Here is a 12,686-nt window from a genome sequence, read left to right on the forward strand (position 1 = left end):
ATTTGCGCTCGCGCTCTTCCCGCTCGTTGCATCCCAACTGATGCGACTGCATCAGCATAGTGCCGCGGGCTGGCTCGTCTGGGACTATGCCGGCCGAGTCGCCGCTCTGGTCATCCTTGCGGCGATTCCGGCAGCACGCGCTATCGCCTATCGCAGGGAGAAACGCCGGATCTCTCTACTCGAAATCGGGGTCTGGATTGCTGGGTCAGTGCTGCTGGACCGGTTGGGTCAGTGGCCGCTACGTCTCATGAATGCGACATTTCCGGCGACCATCGTCGGCAAGTATCCGCACCCAATCGGCTGGCTCAACGTCTTCGATCTTGTCGTTGGCCTGATACTGATCGCGGCCAGCGAAGAGATCATCTTCAGGCGATTGCTTCGGAACACCGCCCGACCTTACCTGGGTGACGGCGCCTTTGCCGTTCTCATCAGTTCTCTCATGTTCGGTGCCCATCATTGGTGGTCCGGGGTCGGGAACATCCTTCTCGCCACAATATTCGGCATCCTTTTCATGGTGATGTATCGGCGGTCAGGCGCCCTTTGGCCGGTCGTGCTCGCGCATTACCTCGTTGACCTGGTCGCGTTTGCCGGAATTTCGCGCTGGTTCTAAAGCGCGAAGGCAACTAGCGCGACGCCGACAATTGCTTCTCGGCGATCGACAGCCATTCCGCCTGCGCGTTGCGCAGATATTTCGGTGCGCGGCGCATCTGGATCAGCAACTCGTTGAAGACCATTCGCGCCTCGGCGGTGCGGCCGACCACCTGCAGCAGCAGGCCGTAGCGCACCCGCGCTTCGGCGCCGGGGTAGTAGCCGGCGAGAGCGTGATATTCCTCCAGCGCCTCGTCGGTCCGGCCGACCTCGACGAGCGCGCGGGCGTAGAGCAGATGCGCATCCGCGGAATCGAAGTCGGGCCATTGTTTCTGGAGATCGTCGAGCGTCGTAAGCGCGTCGGCCGGACGCTTGGCGGAAAACTCGGCCTGCGCCTTGCGAAACGCATAGGCGGGATCGTGCCCCATCGGCAGCTTCAGGATGTGGTCATAATGCTGCTCGGCCTCAGCGAACCGGCCGATATTCGCGCACTCGTCCGCCAGCGCCGCGCGGTTGGCGATGGTGTCGGCGTCAGCCAGCCGGTCCGACAATTCGCGATAGCGCTTCTCCGGATCGAGCCGGTTGGCGACGCGCTGGCGCGCCTGCCGGGCACCGTGACTGGAAAACCATTCGGGAATGAGCTCGACCGCGATATAGGCGAGCGCGCCCATCATCGGCACCAGCAGGATAATGAAGGCCCAGGGCCGCAACCGCCCGGTTCGCGAGGCGTGATAGATCAGCGTGAGATCGAGCAGCAGAACGATCAGGGCAACGGGCATGTGACATCCACGGGCACAGCGACAGCGCACGCTCCGTGATATCGCAATTGCAGCGGCGGAACAACTTTGAGTTGCTCCCCTTGCAGAAAATCAGCGACCCCGGACGCACGCGCCGTGATGGCGACGAGGAGTCAGTCGCCTCAAGCGTGACGGAGGTTCACGAGCGAAATTTGCATCATGCGCGGCCATTCGAGTCGCGCAGCAATCCGCTCGCCAACTGTCGAAACGCGTCCACGGCCTTGTTCAGCACGACTTTCGGATCGTTGGCTGCGGCGACCCATAATGCGGCACTGAGCGCGGCGCCGTTCAGCAGTCGCCCGGCTGCTTCAACATCCAAAGGCTTCACCACCTTCTCGTCGATCAGTGACCGGATCGTTCGCATGGTGATATCCAGGCAGGCGTTCTCGCCGGGCCATTTGGACGGATCACCGAGTACGGCAGGTCCATCCAGAAGCATGATGCGCTGAATTTCAGGATCGAGCGCCATTTCGATATAGGCACTGCCCTCTGCAAGCAGGCCCTGCCACAAGGTTGGCGCTTGCTCCCGGATCGCGCGCAGCCGCTCCGCCATTTCGCCATCGATCTGCGCGACGACGGCCCAGAGCAGCCCCTTCTTGTCCTCGAAATTGTGATAGAGCGCGCCCCGTGTCAGCCCGACCGAGGCCGTCAGCTCATCCATCGACGCTTCTGCATAACCCTGCGTGGCGAAAGCCTTGCGCGCAGCGCGGATGAGCTTGGCCCGATTTTCCGCCATGGCTGCGGCACGTTTTCCCTCGATCATGCTCGACCCATTTTCTGTTGACATACGCCCCGTATGTGAGCGATAAGCCCACATACGAACCGTATATGAACAATGTCACGACCGGCGCCGCAAGGCAATTCGCGGTCCCTGCCCCTGATCTTTCGAAAGGCACAGCCACATGCTCCAGCGCGAGGCTATCTTCCCCGCTCACCGTCACGCACTTTATGAAGCTCATCGGTATTCGGCCGCGATCCGGTCCGGCGACTTGCTGTTCGTCTCGGGACAGGTCGGCAGCCGCGAGGACGGCTCACCCGAGCCCGTGTTCGAGGACCAGGTCCGGCGTGCGTTTGCCAATTTGCGCGCGGTGCTCGCAGCTGCCGGATGCACGCTGGACGACGTGGTGGATGTCACCACGTTTCACACCAATCCTGCCCAACAGATCGATACGGTGATGGCTGTCCGCAGCACCGAGATCGGCGACGCGCCCTATCCGAATTGGACGGCTGTTGGCGTGAATTGGCTTGCCGGGTTCGACTTCGAGATCAAGGTCGTCGCGCGGATTCCTTGAGTCGCGCAAAGCCGACTCCCGCCAATGCGGGAGCCGGCAGGAGCGGCCTACTACTTGGCGTCGTCCGCCAGCATTTTCCGATATTTTTCGACGTCCCGTGTCACGAGCTGCTGCAGCAGCTCCGGCGTATGCTCATTGGCATCGGGCGCAACGGTCGACAGGTCGGCAAAGCGCTTCTTGACCGCGTCGGTCTCGACGGCCGTGCGCGCCGCGGCGTTCAGCTTGGCAATCACGGCCGGCGGCGTGCCCTTGGGCGCGAACAGACCGTTCCAGCCTTGCGCCTCGAATTCGGGCAGACCCGCTTCCGTCGAGGTCGGCAGGTCCGGCAGCGTGGCGAGCCGCACGGTCGAGCCGACCACGAGCCCCTTCACCAGCTTCTCGTTGATCGATTGCGAGACCGAGGCCGCCGCATCGCAGACGCCGTCGATCTGGCTGCCGACGGCATCGGTCAGCGCGGGCGCGGCGCCGCGATAGCCGACCAGCGTCGCGTCGATGCTGGCGGCGGTGACGAAGCTCTTGCAGATCAGATAGTTCGAGGAGCCGACGCCGGCATGGCCGAGATTGATCTTGCCGGGATTGGCCTTGGCGTAGGCGATGAACTCCTTGAGGTCCTTCGCCGGAAAGTCCTTGCGCAGCGCGATGATGCCGAACGTCTTCGCCACCATGGCGATCGGCACGAAGGAATCAGGCGTGAACGGCAGCTTGGGATAGATCGTGTAGGTCGCGGCATTGGTGCCGGCATTGCCGATTGCGATGGTGTAGCCGTCGGGCTCGGCACGGGAGGCGCGCGCCAGCGCGGTCGAGCCGCCGGCCCCGGCGACGTTCTCGATCACGATGGTCTGGCCGAGCGCGATGCCCATCTGCTCGGCCACCGCGCGCGCGATCACGTCCGAGGTGCCGCCGGCCGCGAACGGCACGATCATGGTAACCGGACGTTTTGGATAATCCTGCGCGAACGCGGCCGTCGCGAATGCCAGCGCCGCGATCGCAGCGAGAGCCCGCTTCACCGCGAACGCAATCACGCGGCTTTTTCCAGATGCGCGGTCAGGCCCGCGAACAAGCCGCGGCCGTCGGTGCAGCCCATGATGTCTTCGACGTGGTTTTCCGGATGCGGCATCATGCCGAGCACGTTGCCCTTGTCGTTGACGATGCCGGCGATCGAATGCGCGGCGCCGTTGATGTTGTGAGCTTCGTCCACCACGCCCTCGGCGGAGCAATAGCGATAGAGCACCCGCCCCTCGCCTTCGAGCCGCTTGATGGTCTCTTCGTCCGCCTCGTAATTGCCTTCGCCATGGGCGACCGGCACGCGGATCACCTGTCCGGCATTGTAGCCGCGGGTGAACGGCGTGTCGGACCGCTCGACGCGCAGATGCACGTCATGGCAAATGAATTTCAGCCGCTCGTTGCGCATCAACACGCCGGGCAGCAGGCCGGACTCGCAGAGGATCTGAAAACCGTTGCAGACGCCGAGCACGATGCCGCCCTTGGCCGCATAGTCGCGCACCGCGTCCATCACCGGCGCGCGTGCCGCGATGGCGCCGCAGCGCAAATAGTCGCCGTAGGAGAAGCCGCCCGGCACCACCACGAGATCCGTGCCCGCGGGCAGCGACGGCTCGGCGTGCCAGACCATCGCCGGCTCGCTGCCCGAGATCATCCTCAGCGCCCGCGCCATGTCGCGTTCGCGGTTGATTCCGGGAAAGACGAGGATGGCGGCTTTCATGGCAAAAGTTCCGACGGTGATGGGAATCGGGCTGGCCAAAGGGCCAATTCGCGAAGAGACATAGCCATTTGACGGGGATTTTACCAGTGCTAGCCTTGCCGGACGGCCTTGTACACAGGCCATAGCCGAGGCACTTTTGCCCGACGATCTTGCCCGGGATTGAAGCCATGAACGTCCCGTCGCTGCCCACATCCCCTTCCGAGCCCGTGTCCACCGAGGGCGTCGTCGCCGCCGGCGCCTATGTCGATGGCCGCCGTATCGCCAATATCGCCATCAGCGAGGCCTCGAGCTGGCGGGCCAAGCCCGGGCACGTGGTCTGGATCGGCCTGCACGAGCCCGACATGGCGCTGCTCGGCGCAGTGCAGAAGCAATTCGACCTGCACGAACTCGCGATCGAGGATGCCAACCACGCCCATCAGCGGCCCAAGATCGAGCAATATGGCGAAGCCCTTTTCATCGTGGCGCGGACGGCGCAGCTGGTCGAGGGCCGCATCGTCTTCGGCGAAACCCACATCTTCGTCGGCGAAGGTTATCTGGTCTCGGTGCGCCACGGCGCCTCGACGTCCTACAGGCCGGTGCGCGAACGCTGCGAAAGCTGCCCGCGGGCGCTCGCCCGCGGCGAGGATTACATCCTCTATGCGATCCTCGATTTCATCGTCGACAATTACTCGCCCGTGCTCGAGAGCATTCACGACGAAGTCGAGGGTATCGAGGACGACGTGCTGTCCAAGGCGATCAGCAAAGCCCAGATCGAGCGGCTCTACATGCTGCGCCGCGACCTATTGCGGCTGCGCAACGCGATCGGGCCGCTGGTGGAGGTCTGCCGCCGGCTGGAGCATGACGAGCTGTCGATGGTGCGGCAGGCCATGCAGCCGCTATTCCGCGACGTCACCGACCACGTCCGCAACATCCAGGAGCGCATCGATTCCATGCGCGAGGTGCTGGCCTTCGCATTCGAGGCCAGCCTGCTGGTGGGCCAGGCGCAGGAGACGGCGGTGTCCAAGAAGCTCGCGTCCTGGCTCGCGATCATCGCGATCCCGACCGCGCTTGCCGGCATCTACGGCATGAACTTCAAGCACATGCCGGAGCTGGAATGGGACTACGGCTATTACATGCTGCTCGGCGTGATGCTGACGGCGTGCACCGCGTTGTACTGGCGTTTTCGTCGCGCCGGATGGCTATGAGGAAATCGCTTCGTAGCCCGGATGGATCGAAGCGCAATCCGGGCTACCATGGCGGACAGGCCTAGACGATTTCGACCCGATAGTTCTCGATCACGGTATTCGCCAGCAGCTTGTCGGCGGCTTCCTTCAGCGCGGCTTCCGCCTTGGTCTTGTCGGCGCCGGCGAGCTCGATGTCGAACACCTTGCCCTGGCGGACGCTGGCGACGCCGTCGACGCCGAGCGACTTCAGCGCGCCTTCGATGGCCTTGCCTTGCGGATCGAGGATGCCCGTCTTCAAGGTAACGGTGACACGTGCCTTCACGTCGAAATTCCCTCAGCTCTTCACCAGCACCGGGCCGGAGCCCTGCGGACGCTCGTTCTCCATGAGGATGCCGAGACGTTTTGCAACTTCAGTATAGGCCTCGAGCAGGCCGCCGAGATCCCTGCGGAAACGGTCCTTGTCGAGCTTCTCGTTCGACTTGATGTCCCACAGACGGCAGCTATCCGGCGAGATCTCGTCGGCGACGATGATGCGCATCATCTCGTTCTCGAACAGACGTCCGCATTCCATCTTGAAGTCGACGAGGCGGATGCCGATTCCGAGGAAGAGGCCGGTGAGGAAGTCGTTGACGCGGATGGCGAGCGCCATGATGTCGTCGATCTCCTGGGGCGTCGCCCAGCCGAAGGCCGTGATGTGCTCTTCCGACACCATGGGGTCGTTGAGCTGGTCGTTCTTGTAGTAGAATTCGATGATCGAACGGGGCAGCTGGGTGCCCTCCTCGATGCCGAGGCGCTGCGACAGCGAGCCCGCGGCGACGTTCCGCACCACCACCTCGAGCGGCACGATCTCGACCTCGCGAATCAACTGCTCGCGCATGTTGAGACGGCGAATGAAGTGGGTCGGCACCCCGATGTCGTTGAGGTGCTGAAACAGGTACTCCGAGATCCGGTTGTTGAGGACGCCCTTGCCCTCGATTACCTGATGCTTTTTCGCATTGAACGCGGTCGCGTCGTCCTTGAAGTGCTGGATCAGGGTACCGGGCTCCGGGCCTTCATACAGAACCTTTGCCTTGCCTTCATAAATGCGACGCCGCCGGCTCATGGGGATGTACCGTGTTTTGTTGAAATCCATGTATTTGGTGTGCTCCGGTTACTAGGATTTACGACCCACAGCGGAGCTGCCGTGAACGACCCGGAACCCCGTCCATAACCCTTGGAAACAGAACGGGAACCAAGCCTTCAGGCAACCTATCCGATTGGCTGACCGAGCACAATCGATCCGGCCGTCCGGCGCCAACTTATACCATCTTGCCTGCGGCTTAACGGCCCGTTGTTTTGCCGATTCGTGCTATCTATGTAGGCATGCAGTCGGGTCGCCGCAACGGAAGGCTCCCGCTCCATTCAGCAGGGGATTTGGAACAAGGCATGAGCGAGTTCGACAAGCGCCAGGAAGGTTTCGAGAAGAAATACGCCCTCGACGAGGAGCAGAAATTCAAGGCGGAGGCCCGCCGCAACCGGCTACTCGGGCTGTGGGCGGCTGAAAAGCTCGGCATGTCAGGCGATGCCGCCACCGCCTATGCCAAGGAGGTGGTCGCGGCCGATTTCGAGGAGGCCGGCGATGCCGACGTCCTGCGCAAGATCACGGCCGATTTCACCGCCAAGAACGTCGCCGTCACCGAGCAGGCGATTCGCGCCAAGATGAGCGAGCTGCTCGCGGTGGCGGCTGCCGAGGTGAAGGCGGGGAAGTGACCCCGCCGTCTGGCTCTATTTCAGCGTGATCTGAAAACCCATCGATCCGCTAATATTGAATCCCTCCGCTTGTTGCGGTCCGAACTGCCGGTTGATGTTGGTGTTGACCGACTCCATCCGGCAATCGCGGGCGAGCACCTCGCGCAGGAGATCACATTCGCGCGCCGCCATCTCGTAGACTGTGCGGCGCGCGCGGTCGCGCAGTTTCTGGGCCTCCTCGCTGTCCCCGGTCGGACCGGCGACAAAGAAGTTGATCGAAGTCTGCACACGCACCGATCCTTCCTGCCGCAGACCACCGCCGCCTTGCTCGGCGATGACACGCTGGGACTGGGCCTTGGCGGGAGCTATCACGACCAGCAGACCAACGCCTGCCAAGACAAAACGCGAGCGAAATTTCATCACGGGTACCTGTGGTTGAAGCGAGGCCCGTTACCTAGCCTCCAGAGGTTGCCGTCAGGCAAACCATGGACCGCAAACACCGGGCCGCCGCTTCACCAGCGGTTAACTGCGTCGGTCACTCCTCCTTGAAGCCGTATTCCGGCACGTTGCCGCTGGCGCCGTAATATTTGTACGGCAGGAATTTGCCGCTCATGGTGATCTTGACGCGGTCGCCCTTCGGGTTGGCGACGCGCTCCATGGCCATGTCGAAGTCGATCGCCGACATGATGCCGTCGCCGAATTCTTCCTCGATCAGCGCCTTCCAGGCCGGGCCGTTCACCATCACCATTTCGTAGAAGCGATAGATCAGGGGATCGGTCGGCGGCATCGGCGTGCCGGTGCCGCGCATCGGCACCTCGTTGAGCATCGCAACTTCCGCCTTCGACAGGCCGAACAGCTCGCCGGCATTGGCAGCCTGCGGCTTCGTCAATTTCATCTGGCCGAGGATGGCGCCGACGATGAGGACCTCGGAATACCCCCCGATCTTGTCGCAGATGTGCTTCCAGCTCCAGCCCTTCTCGCGCTTGATGTCGAGCAGCTTCTCAGTGAGGTCTTCGCGTTTCATGTCAGGGTCTCCTTTTCAAGCAGTCAGTCCGGGACTGGTCCCGGGCGTCCAGGTCTGGCGTTGCTCGTCACCACTGGATGCGATCGTCAGTCCGGGCTTGCCGATATGCACCAGCGGCACATTACGCGGATCGTGGTCGGGTGTCTCGGCGGTAAACGTCTTGCTGCGCGTCACCAGGAAATCGATGATGTGGTTGCGCAGTGCGTAGTAGAGCGGGTGGCGGTGCAGATCAGTGCGGCCGCGGTCCCTCGGCAGCGGGTTCTCGACGACCTCGGCCAGCACCGCACCGGGTCCGTTGGTCATCAGGAAGATCTTGTCGGCGAGGTAGATCGCCTCGTCGACATCATGGCTGATCATGAACGCGGTCTGCCCGGTCTCGAGGCAAATGCGCCGCACCTCGTCCTGCAGCGTGCCGCGCGTCAGCGCGTCCAGCGCCGAGAACGGCTCGTCCATCAGCATGATCTTCGGCGTGATCGAGAGCGCACGTGCGATGCCGACGCGCTGCTTCATGCCGCCCGACAGCTCCGACGGCCGCTTGTGCTCGGAGCCGGTCAGGCCGACGAGATCGATGAAGGTCTGCGCGTGCACCTTCACCTTGGCGCGGTCCCAGCTCCGCCATTTCGAGCTGACGGCATAGGTGACATTGCCGAGCACGGTGCGCCAGGGCAAGAGCGCGTGGCTCTGGAAGATCACGGCGCGGTCGAGGCTGGTGCCCGAAATCGCCTGCCCGTCGACGATGACGGCGCCCTCGCTCGGCGCATCGAGGCCGGCGAGAATGTTGAGCACCGTGGTCTTGCCGCAGCCGGAATGCCCGATCACGCAGGCAAACGCGCCGCGCGCCATCGACAGCCACAGGTTCTCGAACACGGTGGTCGTGGCGCCGCCGGCGCCGGGATAGCGCTTCGCGATGGCTTCGATGGAGATGAATTTGTCGGTCATCGCCCCTACTCCGGAAACGTGACCATGCGCGTGAAGCGCGCCAGGATCTGGTCGAGCAGCATGCCGACGATCCCGATCAGCAGGATCGCGATGATCACGTTGGTGATCGACAGATTATTCCACTCGTTCCAGACGAAATAGCCGATGCCGGTGCCGCCGACGAGCATTTCGGCGGCGACGATGACGAGCCAGGCGATGCCGATCGAGATGCGCATGCCGGTCAGGATCGTCGGCGCCGCCGCGGGGAGGATCACGGTGAAGGCCCGCCTGATGGTGCCGACCTCAAGCGTGCGCGCGACGTTGATCCATTCCTTGCGCACGCTGGCGACGCCGAACACGGTGTTGAGCAGCATCGGCCAGATCGAGCAGATGAAGATGACGAAGATCGCCGAGATCGAGGAATCCTTGATGGTGTAGAGCGCGAGCGGCATCCAGGCCAACGGCGAGATCGGCTTCAGCACCTGGATGAAGGGATCGAGCGCCTTGCTCAGCAGCGGCGACATGCCGATCAGAAATCCGAGCGGGATCGCGACCAGCACCGCCAGCAGATAGCCGGTGCCGACCCGCGCGATCGAATAGGCAAGCTGGATGCCGAGCCCCTTGTCGTTCGGCCCGTTGTCGTAGAACGGCCGCCGCAAATGCTCCCACAACTTGGCGCCGACATCGAGCGGCCCGGGCATCGCCGATTTGCCCTGCGTCGCGGTCAGCCCCATCAGCTTGGCGTATTCGGGGCTCATCGTGGCGACGGGGCCTGTCGAGCGCGTGGCGAGATGCCAGATGCCGAGGAATGCAGCGAGCAGCGCGATGGAGACGAGACCGGCGCGGAGGCGGAGAGAAGAAGTCATCGCGCGAGACCTCTCCGCCCGTCGTCCCGGCGAACGCCGGGACCCATAACCCCAGGGAGAAGTTTGGCGAAGACTCGTCGTTCGGTACTCCCATCGATAGCAATCGATGGATTCCGCGGTATGGGTCTCGGCGTTCGCCGGGACGACGATGCTGAGAGAGATCTCATCACGACGACTTCCTGATCTTGAAGCTCGCGACATAGTCCTCCGGCTTGGCCGGATCGAAAGTCTTGCCCATCACCGCAAACGACTTGTACGCGCTCGCAGGCGGTGTGAGCCCCATCTCGGCCATCAGCTTCTTGGTGTCGGTCGCCAGATACACCTGCTCGGCCACCGCCTTGTAGTCGACGTCGCCCTTGATCTGGCCCCAGCGCTTCATCTGCGTCAGCATCCACACCGCAAAGGACTGCCAGGGGAATGGATCGAAATCGACGCGCTTCGCATCGGTCTTCACGCCGCCGAGGCCGTCGGCATAGGTGCCGGTCAAGACCTGCTCCAGCACCGTCACCGGCGCGTTGATGTAATTGGCCGGCGCGATGGCTTCCGCGATCTGCTTGCGGTTCTCCGCCTTCGAGGCATAGGCGGTCGCATCGACGATGGCGCGGGTCAGCGCCGCAAAGCTGTTCGGCGCGCTCGTGATGAACTCGCGGCTGGCGGCGAAGCTGCAACAGGGATGACCGTCCCAGATCTCCTTCGACAACAGATGCATGAAGCCGACGCCGTCATAGATCGCGCGCTGGCAGATGTTGTCGGGGGCGAGGAAGCCGTCGATATTGTCGGCACGCAAATTGGCGACCATCTCCGGCGGCGGCACCGAGCGCAGCTGCACGTCGGTATCGGGATCGAGCCCGTGCTCGGCGAGATAATAGCGCAGCAGGTAATTGTGCATGGAATAGTCGAAGGGGATCGCGAATTTCAGGCCCTTCCAGTCCTTCGGGTCGCGCTTGTCCTTGTGCTTGGCCGCCAGCACGATGCCCTGCCCGTTGATGTTCTCGATCGCCGGCACGGCAAAGGGAATGGCGTTCGCACCGAGGCCCAGCGAGATCGCGATCGGCATCGGTGCCAGCATGTGCGCGGCGTCGTATTCCTTGTTGATGGTCTTGTCGCGGATCACGGCCCAGCCGGCGGTCTTGACCACCTCGACGTTGAGACCGTGCTTGGCATAGAAGCCCATCGGCGCCGCCATGATGATGGGTGTGGCGCAAGTGATCGGGATGAAGCCGACCTTGAGGTCCTTCTTCTCGGGCGCACCGGCTTGCGCGAATACTTCGGTTGCGGTCTGCAGCGGAAAGAACTGCGACAGCGCGGCCAGTGCGGTGGACGCCCCGACCGACTTCAGAAACGCCCGCCGTGCCACATCCTGCGGGAACATCGCGCGCATCACGGCCGACGCAATCACGCCCTCGTAGCGTTTCTCCTCGCTCTCGACCGGCTCGCAGCGCAGCGCCACCTGCTCGTGCTCCCTCGCCGAACGGTGCTGGCCGCAAACGCAGCCCGCCCCGAGATTGCGGTCGGCATCGAACGGATCGTCGAACGTGGACATGCTGCTGCGCCCCTTTGTCACACTGCGCGGCGGACGCCGTTGTCCGCCGCGTCAGGTCAAAATTCCATCGTGGCCCGGCTACCGCTTGCGCAGCCGGGCCATTGGAAACATGCAGGTTCTATGCCGCCTTGCCTGTTACCGGGGCAGCAATGGGCAACCCCTGCTCGATCGGCAGCGACGGGTCGCGCGACCATTCATTCCAGGAGCCGAAATACATCCGCACGTCCTTCACGCCGGCGTTCTTCAGCGCCAGGAAGGTGTTCGAAGCGCGCGCGCCCTTGAAGCAGTAGAGATAGACCGGCGTTGCCGGCGTGATGCCGACGGTGGCGCATTCGGCCAAAATCTCGTCCTTGGACTTGAAGCGGGGTCCTTCCGCGGTCGGCTTCATCATGCGGTACCATTCCAGCCACACCGCGCCGGGGATGCGGCCCTTGCGCGGGCAGAAATCCTTGCCGTAGGGCGAAGAGCTGTCGCCGATCCATTCGTCGACATCGCGCACGTCGAGAATGGCGATGCCGGGCTTGCCGACCGCGGCAAGCATGGTCTTCGCGTCGATCAGGATCTCGCCGGCTTCCGGCACGATCGCGAACGAGGCCTTCGCCGGCGCCGGGACATCCTTCGTCATCGGAAGACCCGCGGCCGACCACGCATCGAAGCCGCCATGCAGCACCTTGACCTTGGGATAGCCGAGCATGGTGAGCAGATAATAGCCGCGGCAGGACTGGCCGAAGCCGGAATTCATCGACTGCTCGTAGATCACCGCGGTCTCCTTGCCGGAGAGACCGGCAGCGCCGAAGGCGTCGGCGAATTTGGTCTTCAGCTCGCTCATGCCTTCCGGCGTCGAGGTCGCGAGAAACGTGAAGATCTCGTGCACGTTCACCGCGCCCGGCAGATGCCCGGCGCCATAGGCATCGGGATTGCGGGTGTCGATGACGACACAGGGTTCGAGCTTCAAGAGATCGGCAAGTTCGCTGGCAGAGATCAGAACGTCCGTCATTGGCAGCCTCTCCGTTGAGGTTAAGTGGTGGTCTGAGGTAGACTCGTGAA

Annotated in this window: 16 protein-coding genes; 4 read left to right on the forward strand and 12 right to left on the reverse strand. The window is 63.2% G+C overall.

All coding sequences use genetic code 11. From position 1 onward, the window contains the following. The first annotated feature begins 40 nt into the window (after positions 1–40). The gene (locus tag XI04_RS20150; protein WP_244611246.1) at positions 41–610 is read left to right on the forward strand and encodes a CPBP family intramembrane glutamic endopeptidase; all 570 of its coding nucleotides are present in this window, start codon (positions 41–43) and stop codon (positions 608–610) included. Between the two features lie 13 nt (positions 611–623). Here XI04_RS20150 and XI04_RS20155 read toward each other — a convergent pair whose 3' ends face one another. Both XI04_RS20155 and XI04_RS20160 read right to left on the reverse strand, forming a co-directional pair. Next, positions 624–1,367, reverse strand: coding sequence for a tetratricopeptide repeat protein (locus XI04_RS20155; protein WP_028142846.1), 744 nt, complete (start codon positions 1,365–1,367; stop codon positions 624–626). A 175-nt stretch (positions 1,368–1,542) separates the two neighbouring features. After that, positions 1,543–2,148, reverse strand: a complete 606-nt coding sequence (locus XI04_RS20160) for a TetR/AcrR family transcriptional regulator (RefSeq protein ID WP_028142845.1) — start codon at positions 2,146–2,148, stop codon at positions 1,543–1,545. A gap of 139 nt (positions 2,149–2,287) precedes the next feature. On the opposite strand from XI04_RS20160, the gene XI04_RS20165 reads away from it, so the two are divergent. After that, positions 2,288–2,677 (forward strand): RidA family protein, encoded by a 390-nt coding sequence (locus tag XI04_RS20165; protein WP_028142844.1) that lies wholly within the window; start codon positions 2,288–2,290, stop codon positions 2,675–2,677. 50 nt (positions 2,678–2,727) lie between these two features. Here XI04_RS20165 and XI04_RS20170 read toward each other — a convergent pair whose 3' ends face one another. Further along, complete coding sequence (locus tag XI04_RS20170) at positions 2,728–3,699, reverse strand: tripartite tricarboxylate transporter substrate binding protein BugD (RefSeq protein ID WP_028142843.1); 972 nt, start codon at positions 3,697–3,699, stop codon at positions 2,728–2,730. Then, the gene (gene purQ, locus XI04_RS20175) at positions 3,696–4,397 is read right to left on the reverse strand and encodes a phosphoribosylformylglycinamidine synthase subunit PurQ (protein WP_038948059.1); all 702 of its coding nucleotides are present in this window, start codon (positions 4,395–4,397) and stop codon (positions 3,696–3,698) included. Before purQ ends, XI04_RS20170 begins: the two co-directional genes overlap by 4 nt. A gap of 167 nt (positions 4,398–4,564) precedes the next feature. Between purQ and XI04_RS20180 the strand changes: the two genes are divergently transcribed. Further along, positions 4,565–5,581 carry a magnesium and cobalt transport protein CorA gene (locus XI04_RS20180; RefSeq protein ID WP_028142841.1) on the forward strand — a complete coding sequence of 339 codons (1,017 nt, stop codon included), beginning with the start codon at positions 4,565–4,567 and terminating at the stop codon, positions 5,579–5,581. A gap of 61 nt (positions 5,582–5,642) precedes the next feature. On the opposite strand, the gene purS is transcribed toward XI04_RS20180, so the two are convergent. Continuing rightward, complete coding sequence (purS, locus tag XI04_RS20185; RefSeq protein WP_028142840.1) at positions 5,643–5,882, reverse strand: phosphoribosylformylglycinamidine synthase subunit PurS; 240 nt, start codon at positions 5,880–5,882, stop codon at positions 5,643–5,645. A gap of 12 nt (positions 5,883–5,894) precedes the next feature. Beyond that, on the reverse strand, positions 5,895–6,662 hold the full coding sequence (gene purC / locus XI04_RS20190) for a phosphoribosylaminoimidazolesuccinocarboxamide synthase (protein WP_173015815.1): 768 nt from the start codon (positions 6,660–6,662) through the stop codon (positions 5,895–5,897). A 323-nt stretch (positions 6,663–6,985) separates the two neighbouring features. Between purC and XI04_RS20195 the strand changes: the two genes are divergently transcribed. Further along, on the forward strand, positions 6,986–7,309 hold the full coding sequence (locus XI04_RS20195; RefSeq protein WP_028142839.1) for a DUF1476 domain-containing protein: 324 nt from the start codon (positions 6,986–6,988) through the stop codon (positions 7,307–7,309). Positions 7,310–7,324: 15 nt separating this feature from the next. Here the strand turns inward: XI04_RS20195 and XI04_RS20200 are convergent, their stop codons facing one another. From XI04_RS20200 to XI04_RS20225, 6 genes are all read right to left on the reverse strand, one after another. Further along, complete coding sequence (locus tag XI04_RS20200; protein ID WP_028142838.1) at positions 7,325–7,708, reverse strand: hypothetical protein; 384 nt, start codon at positions 7,706–7,708, stop codon at positions 7,325–7,327. A gap of 115 nt (positions 7,709–7,823) precedes the next feature. Then, on the reverse strand, positions 7,824–8,312 hold the full coding sequence (gene cynS / locus XI04_RS20205) for a cyanase (protein WP_049801764.1): 489 nt from the start codon (positions 8,310–8,312) through the stop codon (positions 7,824–7,826). Between the two features lie 15 nt (positions 8,313–8,327). Beyond that, positions 8,328–9,251, reverse strand: a complete 924-nt coding sequence (locus tag XI04_RS20210; protein ID WP_271610349.1) for an ABC transporter ATP-binding protein — start codon at positions 9,249–9,251, stop codon at positions 8,328–8,330. A 5-nt stretch (positions 9,252–9,256) separates the two neighbouring features. Then, the gene (gene ntrB / locus XI04_RS20215; protein WP_038971645.1) at positions 9,257–10,096 is read right to left on the reverse strand and encodes a nitrate ABC transporter permease; all 840 of its coding nucleotides are present in this window, start codon (positions 10,094–10,096) and stop codon (positions 9,257–9,259) included. Between the two features lie 166 nt (positions 10,097–10,262). After that, a complete protein-coding gene (locus tag XI04_RS20220; protein ID WP_212476871.1) occupies positions 10,263–11,639 on the reverse strand; it encodes a CmpA/NrtA family ABC transporter substrate-binding protein in 1,377 nt (458 codons plus the stop codon). A 118-nt stretch (positions 11,640–11,757) separates the two neighbouring features. After that, entirely contained in the window at positions 11,758–12,636 is an 879-nt protein-coding gene (locus XI04_RS20225) for a sulfurtransferase (protein ID WP_271610348.1), read from the reverse strand. Between the last annotated feature and the right edge of the window lie 50 nt (positions 12,637–12,686).

The sequence above is a fragment of the Bradyrhizobium sp. CCBAU 11430 genome, from assembly GCF_028128855.1.
Classification (GTDB): Bacteria; Pseudomonadota; Alphaproteobacteria; order Rhizobiales; family Xanthobacteraceae; genus Bradyrhizobium; species Bradyrhizobium ottawaense.

Bases quoted from the DNA above. Each gene is read 5' to 3' on its own strand.
- XI04_RS20150 (WP_244611246.1), top strand. From the start codon at position 41: ATGCGACTGCATCAGCATAGTGCCGCGGGCTGGCTCGTCTGGGACTAT.
- XI04_RS20155 (WP_028142846.1), bottom strand. From the start codon at position 1,367: ATGCCCGTTGCCCTGATCGTTCTGCTGCTCGATCTCACGCTGATCTAT.
- XI04_RS20160 (WP_028142845.1), bottom strand. From the start codon at position 2,148: ATGATCGAGGGAAAACGTGCCGCAGCCATGGCGGAAAATCGGGCCAAG.
- XI04_RS20165 (WP_028142844.1), top strand. From the start codon at position 2,288: ATGCTCCAGCGCGAGGCTATCTTCCCCGCTCACCGTCACGCACTTTAT.
- purQ (WP_038948059.1), bottom strand. From the start codon at position 4,397: ATGAAAGCCGCCATCCTCGTCTTTCCCGGAATCAACCGCGAACGCGAC.
- XI04_RS20180 (WP_028142841.1), top strand. From the start codon at position 4,565: ATGAACGTCCCGTCGCTGCCCACATCCCCTTCCGAGCCCGTGTCCACC.
- purC (WP_173015815.1), bottom strand. From the start codon at position 6,662: ATGAGCCGGCGGCGTCGCATTTATGAAGGCAAGGCAAAGGTTCTGTAT.
- XI04_RS20195 (WP_028142839.1), top strand. From the start codon at position 6,986: ATGAGCGAGTTCGACAAGCGCCAGGAAGGTTTCGAGAAGAAATACGCC.
- XI04_RS20200 (WP_028142838.1), bottom strand. From the start codon at position 7,708: ATGAAATTTCGCTCGCGTTTTGTCTTGGCAGGCGTTGGTCTGCTGGTC.
- cynS (WP_049801764.1), bottom strand. From the start codon at position 8,312: ATGAAACGCGAAGACCTCACTGAGAAGCTGCTCGACATCAAGCGCGAG.
- XI04_RS20210 (WP_271610349.1), bottom strand. From the start codon at position 9,251: ATGACCGACAAATTCATCTCCATCGAAGCCATCGCGAAGCGCTATCCC.
- ntrB (WP_038971645.1), bottom strand. From the start codon at position 10,096: ATGACTTCTTCTCTCCGCCTCCGCGCCGGTCTCGTCTCCATCGCGCTG.
- XI04_RS20220 (WP_212476871.1), bottom strand. From the start codon at position 11,639: ATGTCCACGTTCGACGATCCGTTCGATGCCGACCGCAATCTCGGGGCG.
- XI04_RS20225 (WP_271610348.1), bottom strand. From the start codon at position 12,636: ATGACGGACGTTCTGATCTCTGCCAGCGAACTTGCCGATCTCTTGAAG.